At 64.5% G+C, this 13,346-nt stretch carries 17 protein-coding genes; 13 read left to right on the top strand and 4 right to left on the bottom strand.

The annotated features are described in order from the left end of the window. Positions 1 to 55: 55 nt before the first annotated feature. From ACN0X9_RS11935 to ACN0X9_RS11885, 11 genes are all read left to right on the top strand, one after another. Positions 56 to 1,003: a hypothetical protein gene (locus ACN0X9_RS11935; protein WP_417487802.1), complete on the top strand. Its 948-nt coding sequence runs from the start codon at positions 56 to 58 to the stop codon at positions 1,001 to 1,003. A gap of 77 nt (positions 1,004 to 1,080) precedes the next feature. Further along, positions 1,081 to 1,815: a hypothetical protein gene (locus ACN0X9_RS11930; protein WP_417487801.1), complete on the top strand. Its 735-nt coding sequence runs from the start codon at positions 1,081 to 1,083 to the stop codon at positions 1,813 to 1,815. 76 nt (positions 1,816 to 1,891) lie between these two features. Then, complete coding sequence (locus ACN0X9_RS11925; protein WP_417487800.1) at positions 1,892 to 2,722, top strand: mechanosensitive ion channel family protein; 831 nt, start codon at positions 1,892 to 1,894, stop codon at positions 2,720 to 2,722. 60 nt (positions 2,723 to 2,782) lie between these two features. Then, positions 2,783 to 3,103: a DUF6460 domain-containing protein gene (locus ACN0X9_RS11920; protein ID WP_417487799.1), complete on the top strand. Its 321-nt coding sequence runs from the start codon at positions 2,783 to 2,785 to the stop codon at positions 3,101 to 3,103. A gap of 152 nt (positions 3,104 to 3,255) precedes the next feature. Next, complete coding sequence (locus tag ACN0X9_RS11915; RefSeq protein ID WP_417487798.1) at positions 3,256 to 4,008, top strand: response regulator; 753 nt, start codon at positions 3,256 to 3,258, stop codon at positions 4,006 to 4,008. A gap of 61 nt (positions 4,009 to 4,069) precedes the next feature. After that, positions 4,070 to 4,558 (top strand): PaaI family thioesterase, encoded by a 489-nt coding sequence (locus ACN0X9_RS11910; protein WP_417487797.1) that lies wholly within the window; start codon positions 4,070 to 4,072, stop codon positions 4,556 to 4,558. After that, positions 4,555 to 4,980: a PaaI family thioesterase gene (locus ACN0X9_RS11905; RefSeq protein ID WP_417487796.1), complete on the top strand. Its 426-nt coding sequence runs from the start codon at positions 4,555 to 4,557 to the stop codon at positions 4,978 to 4,980. Before ACN0X9_RS11910 ends, ACN0X9_RS11905 begins: the two co-directional genes overlap by 4 nt. Positions 4,981 to 5,194: 214 nt before the next feature. Beyond that, complete coding sequence (locus tag ACN0X9_RS11900; RefSeq protein WP_417487795.1) at positions 5,195 to 5,518, top strand: UrcA family protein; 324 nt, start codon at positions 5,195 to 5,197, stop codon at positions 5,516 to 5,518. Between the two features lie 103 nt (positions 5,519 to 5,621). Next, positions 5,622 to 5,999 carry a thiol-disulfide oxidoreductase DCC family protein gene (locus ACN0X9_RS11895; protein ID WP_417487794.1) on the top strand — a complete coding sequence of 126 codons (378 nt, stop codon included), beginning with the start codon at positions 5,622 to 5,624 and terminating at the stop codon, positions 5,997 to 5,999. Positions 6,000 to 6,130: 131 nt separating this feature from the next. Further along, positions 6,131 to 6,472, top strand: a complete 342-nt coding sequence (locus ACN0X9_RS11890; RefSeq protein WP_417487793.1) for a UrcA family protein — start codon at positions 6,131 to 6,133, stop codon at positions 6,470 to 6,472. 47 nt (positions 6,473 to 6,519) lie between these two features. Next, a complete protein-coding gene (locus ACN0X9_RS11885; protein ID WP_417487792.1) occupies positions 6,520 to 7,887 on the top strand; it encodes an MATE family efflux transporter in 1,368 nt (455 codons plus the stop codon). On the opposite strand, the gene ACN0X9_RS11880 is transcribed toward ACN0X9_RS11885, so the two are convergent. Further along, entirely contained in the window at positions 7,839 to 8,870 is a 1,032-nt protein-coding gene (locus ACN0X9_RS11880) for a quinone-dependent dihydroorotate dehydrogenase (RefSeq protein WP_417487791.1), read from the bottom strand. The two genes, ACN0X9_RS11885 and ACN0X9_RS11880, sit on opposite strands and share 49 nt — an antisense overlap. Next, positions 8,867 to 9,226 (bottom strand): DUF952 domain-containing protein, encoded by a 360-nt coding sequence (locus ACN0X9_RS11875; RefSeq protein ID WP_417487790.1) that lies wholly within the window; start codon positions 9,224 to 9,226, stop codon positions 8,867 to 8,869. The genes ACN0X9_RS11880 and ACN0X9_RS11875 overlap by 4 nt, the downstream gene beginning before the upstream one ends. Positions 9,227 to 9,306: 80 nt before the next feature. Between ACN0X9_RS11875 and ACN0X9_RS11870 the strand changes: the two genes are divergently transcribed. Then, positions 9,307 to 9,933, top strand: a complete 627-nt coding sequence (locus ACN0X9_RS11870) for a S24 family peptidase (RefSeq protein ID WP_417487789.1) — start codon at positions 9,307 to 9,309, stop codon at positions 9,931 to 9,933. 2 nt (positions 9,934 to 9,935) lie between these two features. On the opposite strand, the gene ACN0X9_RS11865 is transcribed toward ACN0X9_RS11870, so the two are convergent. Further along, the gene (locus ACN0X9_RS11865; RefSeq protein ID WP_417487788.1) at positions 9,936 to 10,703 is read right to left on the bottom strand and encodes a hypothetical protein; all 768 of its coding nucleotides are present in this window, start codon (positions 10,701 to 10,703) and stop codon (positions 9,936 to 9,938) included. A gap of 110 nt (positions 10,704 to 10,813) precedes the next feature. On the opposite strand from ACN0X9_RS11865, the gene ACN0X9_RS11860 reads away from it, so the two are divergent. After that, complete coding sequence (locus ACN0X9_RS11860; protein WP_417487787.1) at positions 10,814 to 12,187, top strand: cytochrome P450; 1,374 nt, start codon at positions 10,814 to 10,816, stop codon at positions 12,185 to 12,187. Here the strand turns inward: ACN0X9_RS11860 and ACN0X9_RS11855 are convergent. Further along, positions 12,184 to 13,346, bottom strand: a 1,163-nt coding sequence (locus ACN0X9_RS11855) for a TonB-dependent receptor domain-containing protein (RefSeq protein ID WP_417487786.1), incomplete at its 5' end; no start/stop codon positions are given. The genes ACN0X9_RS11860 and ACN0X9_RS11855 overlap by 4 nt on opposite strands.

The raw sequence follows: 13,346 nt of genomic DNA, 5'->3' as shown, positions 1-13,346 counted from the left end.
CCCCGGTTTCGCCATGCTTGTGGCCGAACCTGACATTAGCGAGGGAAACTGGCCCATGGTCAACGCCGTCATCGAACGGTTTCAACGGCTTGATGCCGCGTTCAGCGAACGCGCCAGCAAGGGTGAGCGTCTGTATGGGCGCTTCTCCGCCCTCGCCTGCATATCCAGCGACGAAACGCCCGAGAAATTGGTCGATCGCAGTCTCCACATTCGCGACCGCATGAATGAGGGGCTGGGCACCTGGCGTTCACCAGGACGTGCGATGCGCCTGGTTTTCTCCGCAGCACTGGCTGCGTCAGACCGCACCGCCGACACATTTTTTACCGTCCGGACTGCCCTGAATGAGCGGCGCCAGGAACGGGGTGCCCGCATGCTCAGCCATGGCGGATCCTGCGCGGCACTGGCTCTGGTGGTTGCCGGAGGGGGCACCTGCCAGGTCGACAATTTTTTCGACATTCTCGACGAGATCACACTGCCCTGGTGGAACCGCGTCCCTGCACGCGAGGACGTGTTGGCGGCCACGTTCGCAGCAACCGGTGAGACCCCGGAAGATGCGCGCCGCAAGCTGGACCGGGCACGCCTGGCCCTGCGGTCGGCTGGCGTGCCCGGCCACCACGTCGAACGCGCAGCCCAGGAAATCTGTCTTGCCCCGGTCGACGGCGGCGAGATTGCCGCCGCCTGGACCAGCTTGAACACCGCGGTGCGCGGACGCCCGGTATTGCGTCATGGCGTCGGCAGGACCGGTCTCGCCGTGCTCGCAGCGCGCGGCCGTGGGCCCGAGACTGCCGACATGCTCGTTTCGAGTTTCGAGGCGGTGCGCGCCCTGCGTCCCCGCCCGTCCGGGCAGGTCGCCGCCCGGCTGGCCATGCGCCTGACCCAGGCGCAGACCGGTGCCAGCGAACCTCACGCGGCGGCGCGCGATCTCGCCGCCATCCTGGCGGCGCAGGCGGCCATCATCGCGGTGGTCGCCGGATCAACAGCGGCGGTCGCCGCCGCGTCCTGAGCAAAGGTGACATCGCCGCACTGCCCGCGCTAAAACTCACATCGACCCTGCCGGGTCGGTGTACGTGGGGGAAATTCGTGCCGTTCAGTCAACTGAGTTCCGATCATATCGTCGACACGCTTGAACGCTTGGCCAAGCGGGCACGGGACCGCTTCCCGACCGCCAGCCTGAACAATGTCATCGACGAGCTGATTGGCCTGGCCAAGCGGGACCGTCGGCGCAGCCAGCGCCTGTCCCGCCCTTATCTTCTTCTTCGCAGCGGCACTTTCCTCGCCGTCGGATTGGCTCTGGTCGGTCTGGTCTATGTCGGCGAGCGGGTCTTCAACTGGGCACAGGAGAGCGGGGCCTCGGCTGACGTGTTCACGGTCTTTGAAGGTGTCGAAGCCGGTCTCAACATTGTCATCCTGGCTGCCGTCGCAATCTTCACGCTGACCCGTGTCGAGGAGCGACTCAAGCGATCACTCGCCCTGGACGACCTGCATGAATTGCGCTCCGTTGCACACGTCATAGACATGCACCAGCTGACCAAGGATCCGACCGCCCTGCTGCGCCTCGGACCAAGCACCACCTCGTCACCCGTCCGGTCGATGAGCGAATTCGAGCTCGGCCGCTACCTGGACTATTGCGCGGAGACGCTCAGCCTGGCCGGCAAGGTCGCCGCCCTGTACGCACAAAGCTCGCGCGATCCCGTCGTGATCGCCGCGGTCAATGACATCGAATCCCTGACCTCGAACATGTCGGCCAAGATCTGGCAGAAGATCGACATCGTCCGGGCCGCGCAACCCAATGAGAAGGTTGCGCACGAGGACTGACCGAAATCGCCTTCCCTTGACGCGAAGAAAGGGCTAGGGAGCGGTTCAGAACCAAACGCCCGAAAGGGGAATCCGCATGAATCCCGAAGACCTCATGAATCCTGAAACGCTCGCCACCATGGTCGAGATGGGAATCGCTGCCAGTACGAATGTCGTGCTTGCTGCCATCATTCTCATCATCGGCCTCTTCATTGCCGGCTCCGTACGCAAGGCCATTCGCAACGCCGTTCACAAGAGCGCAACGATGGACGACACGCTCGGCGGTTTCTTCGGGTCGCTGGCCTATTACGGCATCATGGCGATGGTCGTCATCGCCATGATGGGTACGTTCGGCATCCCCACCACCAGCTTTGTCGCCACACTTGGCGCCGCTTCGCTGGCGATCGGCCTGGCGCTGCAGGGCACGCTCTCCAACCTGGCTGCCGGCGTGATGCTGATCCTGTTCCGGCCCTATCGCCTCGGTGACTGGGTGGAACTGGCCGGCACGTCCGGCGCGGTCAAGGAGATCACGCTCTTTACCACCGTGCTTGGGACCGGCGACAACAAGAAGATCATCATCCCCAATTCGAAGTCCTGGGGTGACACGATCACCAATTATTCCGCCAATCCAACCCGGCGGGTCGATCTGACCTTCTCGATCGATTACAGCGACGATATCGGCAAGGCGATGAAAGTGATCCAGGACACGATCAGCGCCGACGAACGCGTCCACAGCGATCCGGCCGTCTTCACCGCGGTTGCCGCGCATGGTGCGTCCTCGGTGGACATCGTCACTCGCGCCTGGTGCAATACCGGTGACTACTGGGGCGTTCATTTCGACGCGATGAAGAACGTCAAGGAAGCTTTCGACGCCAATGGCATCTCCATACCCTACCCGCACCAGGTCAATATCACCCGCAAGGCCTGAGCCTGGCAGCAATCGGGGCTACGGCCCCGATTGCGCCGCAATTTGGGGTAATCTGACGCCATGACAGATCGTGACACATCGAATGACAGACCAACCGATGACCGGACTTTCGTCCAACGGCTGATCCGCGTCGGTTCGACCGACATTATCCGCGTCGTGGTGCTGTGCGTCATCGCCGGTTTCATCCTGGCGGCCTTCCACGTCAACCCACGACGCCTCTGGGTCGATTTCTTCGGCACAATTGCCGAATCCTGGGGTCGTTTCATCGACTTCCTGACTCATTCGGTTGGCTGGGCGATCGAGTACTTCCTGCTCGGTGCAATCCTGGTCATCCCGATCTGGATCGTGTTCCGGGTCCTCGGGGCGCTCCGCCGCCGCTGAACTCGCCAAGTCGTGGTTTGTTAACCAACTTCCTTTGCCGGATGGCAAGGAAGGCTTGCTACAGCTGCCTCATAACAGCGAGCGCACGCAACCTGCCCTTGACGGCGAACGGCATCCCGACCCGGGAAATCGACGGGTGCAACGATGCGCCAATGTTGCTCGAATCCAACAGTTTTCTTCGCAACATGTTACTGGGCCTGCTCCGCGACGCCGGCGCCAATGACGTTATGGTCGCCAAACGCGGTGACACGGCCCTCAACCAGATTGCCGAACGGACACCCAGCGTCATCATTGCCGACTGGCATACCAACTCGGCCCCGGACGAGGACCGGTTGAAACTGGTCCGAACAATTCGGGAGAGTGACGGCGCGCCGTTTCGCGACACACCCATCGTCCTTATCTCCCAGCCCCGTACGCGGCGGGAAATCGAGCGTGCCCGCGATGTCGGGGTGTCAGAGTTCCTGTTCACGCCGATCGCCCCGGTCACACTGCAAGACCGCCTGCGCTCACTGGACGAGCAGCCACGCGACTTCATCAGCTCATCACGCTTCAACGGTCCGGACCGTCGTCGCCGGGAGCGCCGAGCCGAAGGCCCCGTTCACAAACGCATGGCCGATGTCGCAGCAGGCCTCACAAGTCCGATGGCCGCAGCCCGCGCCGCAGCCGTCGCCCTCGCGCACGAAACCCAGTTGACCGGTGACCGGCTGGCGATCCGGGTCGGTCGCTCGCTGCAACGCTTCATCACCGCTGTTTCCGACTATACCGCCATCGAAGCCGAGGTGGTCGAGATGCACCGCGCCGCCCTGGCGCAATTGCTGCGCATGGCGGAAGAGGGCAATCCGCTGCGCGAACCGGTCGTCACCGGCCTGGAGCAGGTGGTCGCCAAGCGGATGGGTCGCCGCTAACCACGCTTCCTGCGACGCCCGGCCTGTCCTATCTAGGTTGGATGACCTGACCAGGAACGCCATGACCGACGACATTCAGTCCCGCCTTGATTCCATCGCCCCGCTGATCGTGGATGGCTCGCCGCACGCTGTTGCGCTGGGCCTGTCGCTGATTTCGCTGACCCCGGGTCACGCGGTCATGGGGGCACGCTATGACGAGAGCCTGATCGGCGATCCGGACTCCGGCACGCTGCATGGCGGCGTGGTGACAGCCCTGCTCGACCATGCTTGCGGCATGGCCGCCTTCGCGGGCTTCGGCGCACGGGACACACCGGCGACACTGGATTTGCGGATCGATTACATGCGCCCGGCCAGGCCCGGCCTTGATGTGACCGCCGAGGCGAGTTGCCTGAAATCCCATGGCCTGGTCGCCTTCGTGCGGGCCACAGCCCATGACGGCGACATTGAAGACCCTGTCGCGATCGCCCAGGCCGCCTTCATGATCACCAAGGCCTCCAAAGCTGCCCAGGAAAAGGCCAAGCGCCTCTACACCGAAGGGCGAATGTCATGAGCCAGGCGCTGATCGACACCTTGATGGCCGCCCCGTATGTCGCACGGTTTGGCGTACGGCTGGAACGCAAGGGCAATGAGCTGACCGGCGTGCTGCCCTTCGCCGATCATCTTGTCGGCAACCCGCTCATCCCGGCCCTGCACGGCGGTGCGGTCGGCGCCTTCCTCGAGATTGTCGCTTCGGCGTCGCTGCTAGCCAGCCAGCCGCTGCAAAGACTGCCCAAGCCGATCGATGTCGCCATCGCCTATCTGCGGCCGGCCCGCGCCCAGGATGTCTATGCCAGGGCAGTCGTCGCGCGATCAGGCCGACGAGTGGCCAATGTCCGGGTCGAAGCCTGGCAGAAGCGCATCGATGCACCGGTTGCGACGCTGCACGGACATTTCCTGATCACACCGGACCATGACAGTGCCGACCGGGAGTAACGGCAGGGCGATGTCGTTCAACCCGTCAAAACTGCCGTTCGTCGCGAAAGACTGAGCGGCGCTTACCCGGGCCTTACAAGCGCGACAGTTTCTGAACGCTTTCTCTCAAAGGTTTACATCACCGGCCAGCACGCGGAGAGCCGACGGCGGGCAGTCTTGATGGCGTGGTGACGGGTCACGAGGGGTGACCGGCCACGTCGCAGGAGACAGCCCAATGACACTTTCCGTTCTTGCCGCGATGACCGCGAGCCTTGCACTCACCACGCCCGCCACAGCCATCGACGCCAATGCGCCGACCGAGATTGTCCACGTCCGTACCGGTGAATTGCAAAGTGACGCCGGCTGGGAGTCGATCGAATCCCGTATTCGCCGGGCCACCAACCGCGTGTGCCGTCCGCATGGTCTGCGTGGCCTCGATGCCCAGCGGGCCCGCCGTGCCTGTTTCGATGGTGCCTTTGCCGATGCGATGGGGCAGCTGGACCGCCAATACGCCCAGGCCAACAATCGGACGGTCGCTGTCGTCATCACGGCGCGCTGAGGCGGCCATGGTTCGCCAGCATTGGTCGCTCAAGGGGCTGGAGCGACCACCTGCGGCGCTATGACCAATTGTCCGGTGCCAGGACGCGCATCAGTTTGAGGGCATGACCCACGCCAATGCAGTCACGGCCTATTTCGACGGGCTCTGCCCGATTTGCGTCAACGAGATGGCGCACTACGCCGATGCCGCACCGGATATGATCCGGCTGCATGACTGCAATGGTGAGCTGCCCGACGACATCGACCGCGACGCGGCCCTGGCAAGCCTGCATGTCCGCCTGCCCGATGGCCAGGTGGTCGATGGATGGCTCGCCTTCCTCGCCATCTGGGATCGTCTTCCGGACCGCAGATGGCGATGGCTCGCGGCGCTGACCCGCCCTGCCCCGATCCGCATCCCGCTCAACCAGATCTATCTGTGGCTGGCCCCATGGCGGCCTCGACGAACCTGTCGTGACGGGGTTTGCACAAGCGGCACGCAGTAGGCATTCATTTTTGAATGATTGCCAGACGCGCGCGGCAATACTTCAGGGCTGGAATCCGATCAAAGCGTTCCCAAGTTGGACATATTCGATCATGCATAAACGCATGATGCGGCCCAACTCTGGAGAGCCCAATGAAACGCTTCCTCTTGCACACCCTTGCCGTCCTGGCCCTTGGCAGCAGCCATATCGCGCTGGCCCCGCCAACGTACGCACAGTCCACGCCAACGCCGCAAGTCGAGATCGAGTTCGATCAAGCCGAGCTGATCGACCCGGCGGAACTGGACGCCCTGCATGCCCGGATCGAACAGGCTGCACGCGAAGTCTGCCGTGAAGCCCTGCTGGGCGACCTGTTGCGCCCGGTCACGATGAGATCCTGCATCCGTGACAGCACCGAGCGGGCGCTGGCCCAACTCACCGACCATCGCGCAACGGTTCTCGCTGCGGCAGAAACAACACCGGTCGAGCAGCGCTGAGACTGACGGCTATTGCCTGCCTCATCGGGCCGGGCTAGGTGCGAGGCATGTCTGCTTCGCCCCTGACCCGGCTCGATGTCATCAAGCGCGCCTGGCCCCTCGTCTTCGCCAATGCCGCTGTCCCGCTCGCCGGTGTGGCTGACACATTTGTGCTCGGCCTGTCCGGCGACAAGGCGGATCTGGGCGGAGTGGCCCTGGGCAGTGCGCTGTTCTCGGTCTTCTACTGGAGCTTCTATTTCCTGCGCATGGGCACGACCGGGCTGACGGCCCAGGCCGACGGCGCCGGTGACCGGGCCGAGACCCAGCGCATCCTGCTGCGCGCACTCGCCATCGCGGCGACGCTCGGCCTGCTGGTCTTCCTTCTGCGCGACCTGATCGCCCTGGCCGGCTTCGCCATCCTGCAAGGCGAGGCGCGGGTCGAGAGCAAGGGGGCAGACTATCTGCTCGCCCGTGCCTGGGGGACGCCGGCAGCACTGGCCGCCTTTGCCCTGTCCGGTTGGCTGATCGGGCTTGGCCGCAATGCCGCAACGCTGGCGATCTATGTCGCTTTCAGCCTGGTCAATATCGGTCTCGACCTGTGGTTCGTGCTGGGGTTGGGCTTCGGCCCCGGCGGTGTCGGCGCGGCGACCGCGATCGCCGAGTGGCTGGCCCTGCTGGTCGGCGGCGGCTTCCTCGTCATGACGCTGAAACATCAGAAGGGCTGGGCAAATGGCGTTCTCGACCGCGCCCGTCTGCTGGATGGCGCGGCCATTCGGGAACTCTTCCACGTCAATGTGAACCTGATGATCCGCACCTGGACGCTGGTGATCGGCTTCACCTGGTTTGCCAATGCCGGCGCCCGTCAGGGTACTGCCGCGCTGGCTGGCAATCACGTCCTGCTACAAGTCATCTCGGTTTGGGCCTTCGTGCTCGACGCCTTTGCCTTCATCGCCGAGACCGAGGCCGGGCGCGCCTTCGGGCGACGCTCGGTGCGCGCCCTACGCCGCTGTGTGCAGCTGACTGCCGAACCAATGATCCTGTCGGGCGCGGTGTTTGCGCTGGCGACCTGGTGGTGGGGAGACGCCGCCCTGACCGCCTTGATCGAAGACCCGGAAGCGCGGGCCGCGGCCATCACCTACCTGCCCTGGTGTGCTGCCGTTCCGCTGCTGGGAGCGCCGGCCTGGCTGATGGACGGGGTTTTCATCGGCACGACCAGTGGCCGGGTGCTGCGCAATGCCGGGCTGGTTGCGGTGGCGATCTATCTGGCAGCCGATGCCGTGCTGGCGCCGCTATACGGCAATCACGGTGTCTGGGCCGCATTCGTGGTCTTTTATCTGGCACGGGCCGGAGCCCTGCTCGCCGCCTATCCGACGCTGCAACGCCGCATTCACTCGGCGCCGACAGCATCCGCGACCGACGTGAACCCATCGACCTGAAGCCGCTCTGCCAGGCCGCGCTTGATACGCTGGATCAGACCCGGCCCTTCATAAATCATCGCGGTATAGAGCTGGATCGCATTGGCACCGGCGCGGATCTTGGCGTACGCCGTTTCCGCACAAGACACACCGCCAACGCCAATGATCGCCATGTCCGGCCCCGCCGCCTTGCGGAAGGCGCGGACCAGCTCGGTCGAGCGGGCGAAGACCGGCGGCCCGGACAGGCCACCGCCCTCACCCATGTTTGCGCTGACCAGGCTCTCGGGGCGCGTGATAGTGGTGTTCGAAATGATGATGCCGTCGAGCTTGTGACGCGCGATCGCAGCGACCATGACATCGGCCTCTGCGTCGTCGATATCTGGCGCGATCTTCAGGAAGACCGGCGCCTCTGCTCCGACCGCGGCGACGGCGGCCAGCAGGTCATCGAGCGCGCCCGACGATTGCAGCGTGCGCAGACCCGGTGTGTTCGGCGAAGACACATTGACCGTGAAGAACTGGGCCAGATCCTTGAGGGCGTCCAGGCACGCCACATAGTCGGCAACCCGGTCCTCGCTGTCGAGATTGGCCCCCAGATTGACGCCAACGACACCCGAACGCGCTGACCGGCGCACCAAACGCTGGTGAAAGAGGGTCAGCCCCTGATTGGGGAAGCCCATGCGGTTGATCACCGCCCGGTCCTCATCGAGCCGGAAGATACGCGGTCGCGGCTTGCCTTCCTGGGCGCGCGGCGTCACAGCGCCACACTCCACAAAGCCGAACCCGGCCGCGAGGAGTGCGTCCGGGGCCTCGGCATTCTTGTCGAAGCCCGCGGCCAGACCGACCGGGTTTGGCAGGTCGAGCCCGGCCAGGGATGTCCGCAGGACAGACGGGTCGCGTCCGAACTGGCGCGGTCCGAGTCCGGCCTTCAGACCGAGGATGCCGATACGGTGCGCGGTTTCCGGATCGAGGCCGTGCAGCATCCGTGTCGCCAGATCGTGGATCATGACCGGCTCTCCAGATCGGCGGGGAGGATCCAGTCGCCCTCCTCATTGCGGCGGACATGACGCATGCCACGAACCGCAGTGACCGGGATCTCGCCATAGACATGCGGGAATAATGCGCCACCGCGCGATTTCTCCCACTTCACCGTCTCGCCAAGGGCTGACAGATCGATCTCGACCAGCAACAAGCGCTCATGGTCATTGTAGTGCTTGACCAGCGTGCCCTCGACCTGGTCGGCGGCGGACAGATGGATGAAGCCATCGGCCACATCATGCGGGTCGCCAGCGAAAGACCCAGCGGCCATCACCTCTGACCAGCGGTCGGGTGTGGCAAGGCGAAAGGCGGTTGTTGTCGTCATGATCACGGCCTAACCCCCACCGCGGATTCGGGCAAGGGCGACTCGCGCATGGGATAGTTTTCCTATAGCGTTTCAGTCCGATGCTGACCCATGACGATATCTGGCGCGGGATCGACCGCTTGGCTCGGCACGCGCAGACCAGCCCGTCCGGCCTGGCCCGGCGCGCGGGGCTCGATTCGACCACTTTCAATCCTTCCAAGCGCATCTCGGCGGATGGCTCCAAGCCGCGCTGGCCTTCGACGGAGAGCATCGCCAAGGCGTTGGCGGCTGCGCATCTCGATTTCGATGATTTTGCCGGCCTGGTCTCGGGACAACCACGCGCCGGCGCGCTGCCATCGCGGGCGCTGGCGGACGGAGAAATTGCAGACCCGTTCGATGCGAGCGGATATCCGGCCGGTCCGGACTGGGATGCCATCCCCTTCCCGGGCCTGGCACCGGGAGAAGCCTTCGCATTGACCGTCCAGGACACCCACATGCTGCCGGTCTACCGGCCCGGCGACAGGCTGGTCGTGTCACACGAAGCGCCGGCGCGTGTGGGCGATCGCGTGGTGGTGCAGCGGCGTGACGGAACCCGGTCAGCCTGGACGCTGAGTGAAAAGACCGTCCAGGCCCTGCGCCTGTCACCGCTTGATCCCTTGCAGCCGACCCTGACCCTGCCGCTGACCCAGGTCGCCTGGCTGGCCCGGATCGTCTGGGTCAGTCAGTAGCGCTAACGCTGCAGGCGGGCATCGGCCCAGTCGCTGACGGCCCGGCGATCGCCCAGACGGGCCGCAAACTCGTCCAACTCGCCCAATATGGCCGTTTCGAAGGCATCGCGTGGCGGCAAAGCCCGGGCCGACCCGACCAGTTCCTGGATACGGGTCTGGTAGGCGGGCTCATCGAGCGCAGCCAGCCCGAGTGCCAGAAAATAGCGCGGCGCGGGGCTTTGCGGGTCGAGCGCGATGGCCTGTGAGTAGTATCCCATCCCGGCCTCGATCGAAGCGTCCAGAGCGCGAAGCCCCCGCGATCCGCCGCGGCGCGCCACTTCCAGATGCCAGGCGCCAAGCATGCCAAGCGCCCAGGCATTGTCCGGCTGACGGGCAACGACCTCTTCCAACAGGTTCCGGCCTCTTTGCGGCAGACGGGTCAGATAGGCGCGCCAGCCGCCCATATAGCGGCCACGAAATCCCAGCGCTCCAGCGAGGCGCAGGCGCGCTTCCACATGATCTTCGTCCAGACGCAGGGCGTATTCGGCAAGGTCGATCGCCCGTTCCGCCAGCGCCTCCCGGTCCTCGCCGACATCTTCGACCATCAACCGCGCGAGCAGCGCGCCGGCGGCAAAGGCATAGCCATCGGCCGTCTCGAGCCTTTGCGCCTCGTAGGCCGCCAGCTCCCAGGCGCCCTGTTCGTATGCGGCTTCCGCGGCAGCCCGGTCGGCCTGTGCAGGCGCGACGATCAACAACAGAAGGAGAGGGAGGAATAGCGCAGCTCGGATCATGCAATGACTCTAATTCAGCTTCGCAACCACGCAAACTGCGAAGCGCGACTTTTCGCGCGCTGGCGAAGGGCGACGAACACGCTAGGTTTGCCTCGCCAGAGGATGTTTCCATGACCGTCGCCTTCACGCCGCCCAAACCACCCTGTGCCCAATACAGCGGCGTCGGGAAACTGGAACTCTCGGATTACTGGACTTATTTCCAGGCCATGCAGCGCAATCCGCTGGAGGTCTGGGGCGAACAACATTTCGCCATTCGCATGGCGCCGTTTCAGTTTCTGGGTCGGTCCAGTCTCTTGTTGAACGATCCGGCCGGCATCCACCACTGCTTCGTCACCAATGCCGCCAATTACGGCATGAACCCGGTGCGCCAGGCGGTACTGAAGCCCTTTTTGCGCGACGGGTTACTCACCGCTGAAGGCGATGTCTGGAAGACCGCACGCAAGGCTGTCTCGCCCGTCTTCACACCACGGCGGGTCAACGGGTTCGCGCCCCAGATCCGGACCGTCTGCGATGCGACGCTGTCAGCGCTGGCTGAACGTGATGGCCAGACTGTCGACGCTTCCGACCTGATGGTCGAACTGACGCTGGACGTGTTGATCGAGACCCTGTTCTCCGGCGACGAGGCCCTCGACAAGGCGCGTTTCACACGCGGCATCTGTGATCTGCTTGAGATTTCCGGCATCCCCCATCCCTTCGACCTGATCCACCTGCCCGGCTGGATACCGCGTATCGGTCAGGGCAAGTCGCGCCGGGTCATCAAGGACCTGCGCGAGCAGGTCGGCACCGTGGCCGGTGCCCGCCGTGCCGCGCCGTCGGCCAAGGAAGCCGGTCGCACACCCGACTTTCTCGACCTTCTGCTCGGCGCGGGGCTCGACGACACGGCGGTTATCGACAATCTGCTGACTTTCCTGGCCGCCGGCCATGAGACCACCGCCCGAACCCTCGCCTGGACGCTTTACCTGCTCTCCCGTGACGAAGAGGCCCGCACAAGGCTGGAGGCCGAGGTGGACGCTGCGGACCTGACCGGGACCGATCCGGCGAACTGGTCGTCCCTGCTGCCCTTCACCGAGGCTGTTCTGAAGGAAAGCCTGCGCCTCTACCCTTCGGCGCCAATCCTGGCGCGGACATCGAGAGCCTGGGATCTCGTCGCCGGCCTGCCTGTCCCCGCCGGATCCGACGTGCTGGTTTCAACCTGGCTGCTGCACCGGCAGCGTGACATCTGGGAGCATCCCGATGACTTCCGGCCCGACCGCTTCCTGGGCCAGGCCGCCAGTGCCATCCCGCGTGACGCCTATCTGCCCTTCGGCCTTGGGCCGCGTGTCTGCATCGGGGCCCGCTTCGCGATGATGGAGATGGTGATCGTCATGGCCTGCCTGGCCAGCCGGCTCCGTCTCGACTTTTGCGGCGAACGCGACCCGGTGCCGGTTATGCGCATCACCCTTCAGCCCGACACACCGATGCCGATGCGGATCAGCCGACGCTAGCGCTGGAATCGCAGGCGCACATTCACTGACGGCACATTGTCGGACTGGCTGGCGATCTGGTCGAGAAAGGCGCCTGCTGGCGAGTCGACCCGGCTGACACCGGATTCGTCGCGTCCTGACCGGAGCGACAGACGCAGGAAGCCCGCGCGGCGCACCTCCCACTCCGACCAGACCGACGCGAACACGCCTTCGGAACGGTCGATCGTGTTGATGAGCAGGGGATCGACCCCCGGCTCGCGAACGCCATCAAACACCTGGATCGTGTCACGCCGGTCACCGTTCCAGCGCATGAAAAAGCCCGACCGCCATTCGGGAACATGCCGCCACTCGCTGTCGAAGCGTAGCCGGATCCCGTTGTTCTCCTCACGGATCTCGGTCAGCCAGTAATGCATCGCCGGGGCCCGGTCTTCGACCTCGAACGACGCCACATATCGCCCTTCCGACCATTCCTTGCGAATGATCAGCTTGATGTTGTAGTCGCGATGACCGGATGTGGTGCGCGCAAAGCCCTGCAGCTGGTCAATCCGGTCCGACCAGCGGCGATTGGCACTGCCTTCAACACTCAGGCCGGGCAGGCCGTAACGGTCCAGCTCGAGTTCGAACTGCGCATTGACCCATTGAATGCTCTCCGGACCGACATTGGCCGGACGGACACTACCGTCGCCATCCAGGATGCTGGAGATCGGATTCTCAATCTCCTGCGTCGCTGCTTCCAGGCGCACGAGGTCACGCTCGCCCGAGCGGCGCTCGAGGGTGATCATATGGGTCCAGTCGCGTTGGGGCTCCAGCGTCGACGCGCCGGCGGTATTGAGGGAATTGTTCAGATCGGTCGAGGCCAGAAACTGATCGAGGTCGAGCTGGCCGACATTGCGCTCGGTACTCAACCGTACGGTCCATTGATCGGACACGGACCAGTTGAGATCGGCGCGCGGTGCGACATCGGTCAGACTGAGCGAAGCCCCGCCCTGATTGGATGACTCCAGGGAGAATTGTTCGAACCGGGTCCCGAAGGTCGCCGAAACACTGGGTGTCGGGATCCAGGTGGCAGAGGCCAGCAGCGCAGAACGGGTTTCCTCGACCTGCGCATCATCACCATCCACCGCCTGCTCGACGCCATCAATATAGGCCGAAGATCGACCTTCCAGCATGTTGGACGCCC

It is taken from the genome of Maricaulis sp., from assembly GCF_048268525.1.
In the GTDB taxonomy this organism is placed as follows: Bacteria; Pseudomonadota; Alphaproteobacteria; order Caulobacterales; family Maricaulaceae; genus Maricaulis.
This window is presented reverse-complemented; position numbering and strand designations above follow the sequence as displayed.

What these genes read in the sequence shown, in the direction of transcription:
- ACN0X9_RS11935 (WP_417487802.1), top strand. Translation starts at nt 56, where the DNA reads ATGGTCAACGCCGTCATCGAACGGTTTCAACGGCTTGATGCCGCGTTC.
- ACN0X9_RS11925 (WP_417487800.1), top strand. Translation starts at nt 1,892, where the DNA reads ATGAATCCCGAAGACCTCATGAATCCTGAAACGCTCGCCACCATGGTC.
- ACN0X9_RS11920 (WP_417487799.1), top strand. Translation starts at nt 2,783, where the DNA reads ATGACAGATCGTGACACATCGAATGACAGACCAACCGATGACCGGACT.
- ACN0X9_RS11915 (WP_417487798.1), top strand. Translation starts at nt 3,256, where the DNA reads ATGTTGCTCGAATCCAACAGTTTTCTTCGCAACATGTTACTGGGCCTG.
- ACN0X9_RS11910 (WP_417487797.1), top strand. Translation starts at nt 4,070, where the DNA reads ATGACCGACGACATTCAGTCCCGCCTTGATTCCATCGCCCCGCTGATC.
- ACN0X9_RS11905 (WP_417487796.1), top strand. Translation starts at nt 4,555, where the DNA reads ATGAGCCAGGCGCTGATCGACACCTTGATGGCCGCCCCGTATGTCGCA.
- ACN0X9_RS11900 (WP_417487795.1), top strand. Translation starts at nt 5,195, where the DNA reads ATGACACTTTCCGTTCTTGCCGCGATGACCGCGAGCCTTGCACTCACC.
- ACN0X9_RS11895 (WP_417487794.1), top strand. Translation starts at nt 5,622, where the DNA reads ATGACCCACGCCAATGCAGTCACGGCCTATTTCGACGGGCTCTGCCCG.
- ACN0X9_RS11890 (WP_417487793.1), top strand. Translation starts at nt 6,131, where the DNA reads ATGAAACGCTTCCTCTTGCACACCCTTGCCGTCCTGGCCCTTGGCAGC.
- ACN0X9_RS11885 (WP_417487792.1), top strand. Translation starts at nt 6,520, where the DNA reads ATGTCTGCTTCGCCCCTGACCCGGCTCGATGTCATCAAGCGCGCCTGG.
- ACN0X9_RS11880 (WP_417487791.1), bottom strand. Translation starts at nt 8,870, where the DNA reads ATGATCCACGATCTGGCGACACGGATGCTGCACGGCCTCGATCCGGAA.
- ACN0X9_RS11875 (WP_417487790.1), bottom strand. Translation starts at nt 9,226, where the DNA reads ATGACGACAACAACCGCCTTTCGCCTTGCCACACCCGACCGCTGGTCA.
- ACN0X9_RS11870 (WP_417487789.1), top strand. Translation starts at nt 9,307, where the DNA reads ATGCTGACCCATGACGATATCTGGCGCGGGATCGACCGCTTGGCTCGG.
- ACN0X9_RS11865 (WP_417487788.1), bottom strand. Translation starts at nt 10,703, where the DNA reads ATGATCCGAGCTGCGCTATTCCTCCCTCTCCTTCTGTTGTTGATCGTC.
- ACN0X9_RS11860 (WP_417487787.1), top strand. Translation starts at nt 10,814, where the DNA reads ATGACCGTCGCCTTCACGCCGCCCAAACCACCCTGTGCCCAATACAGC.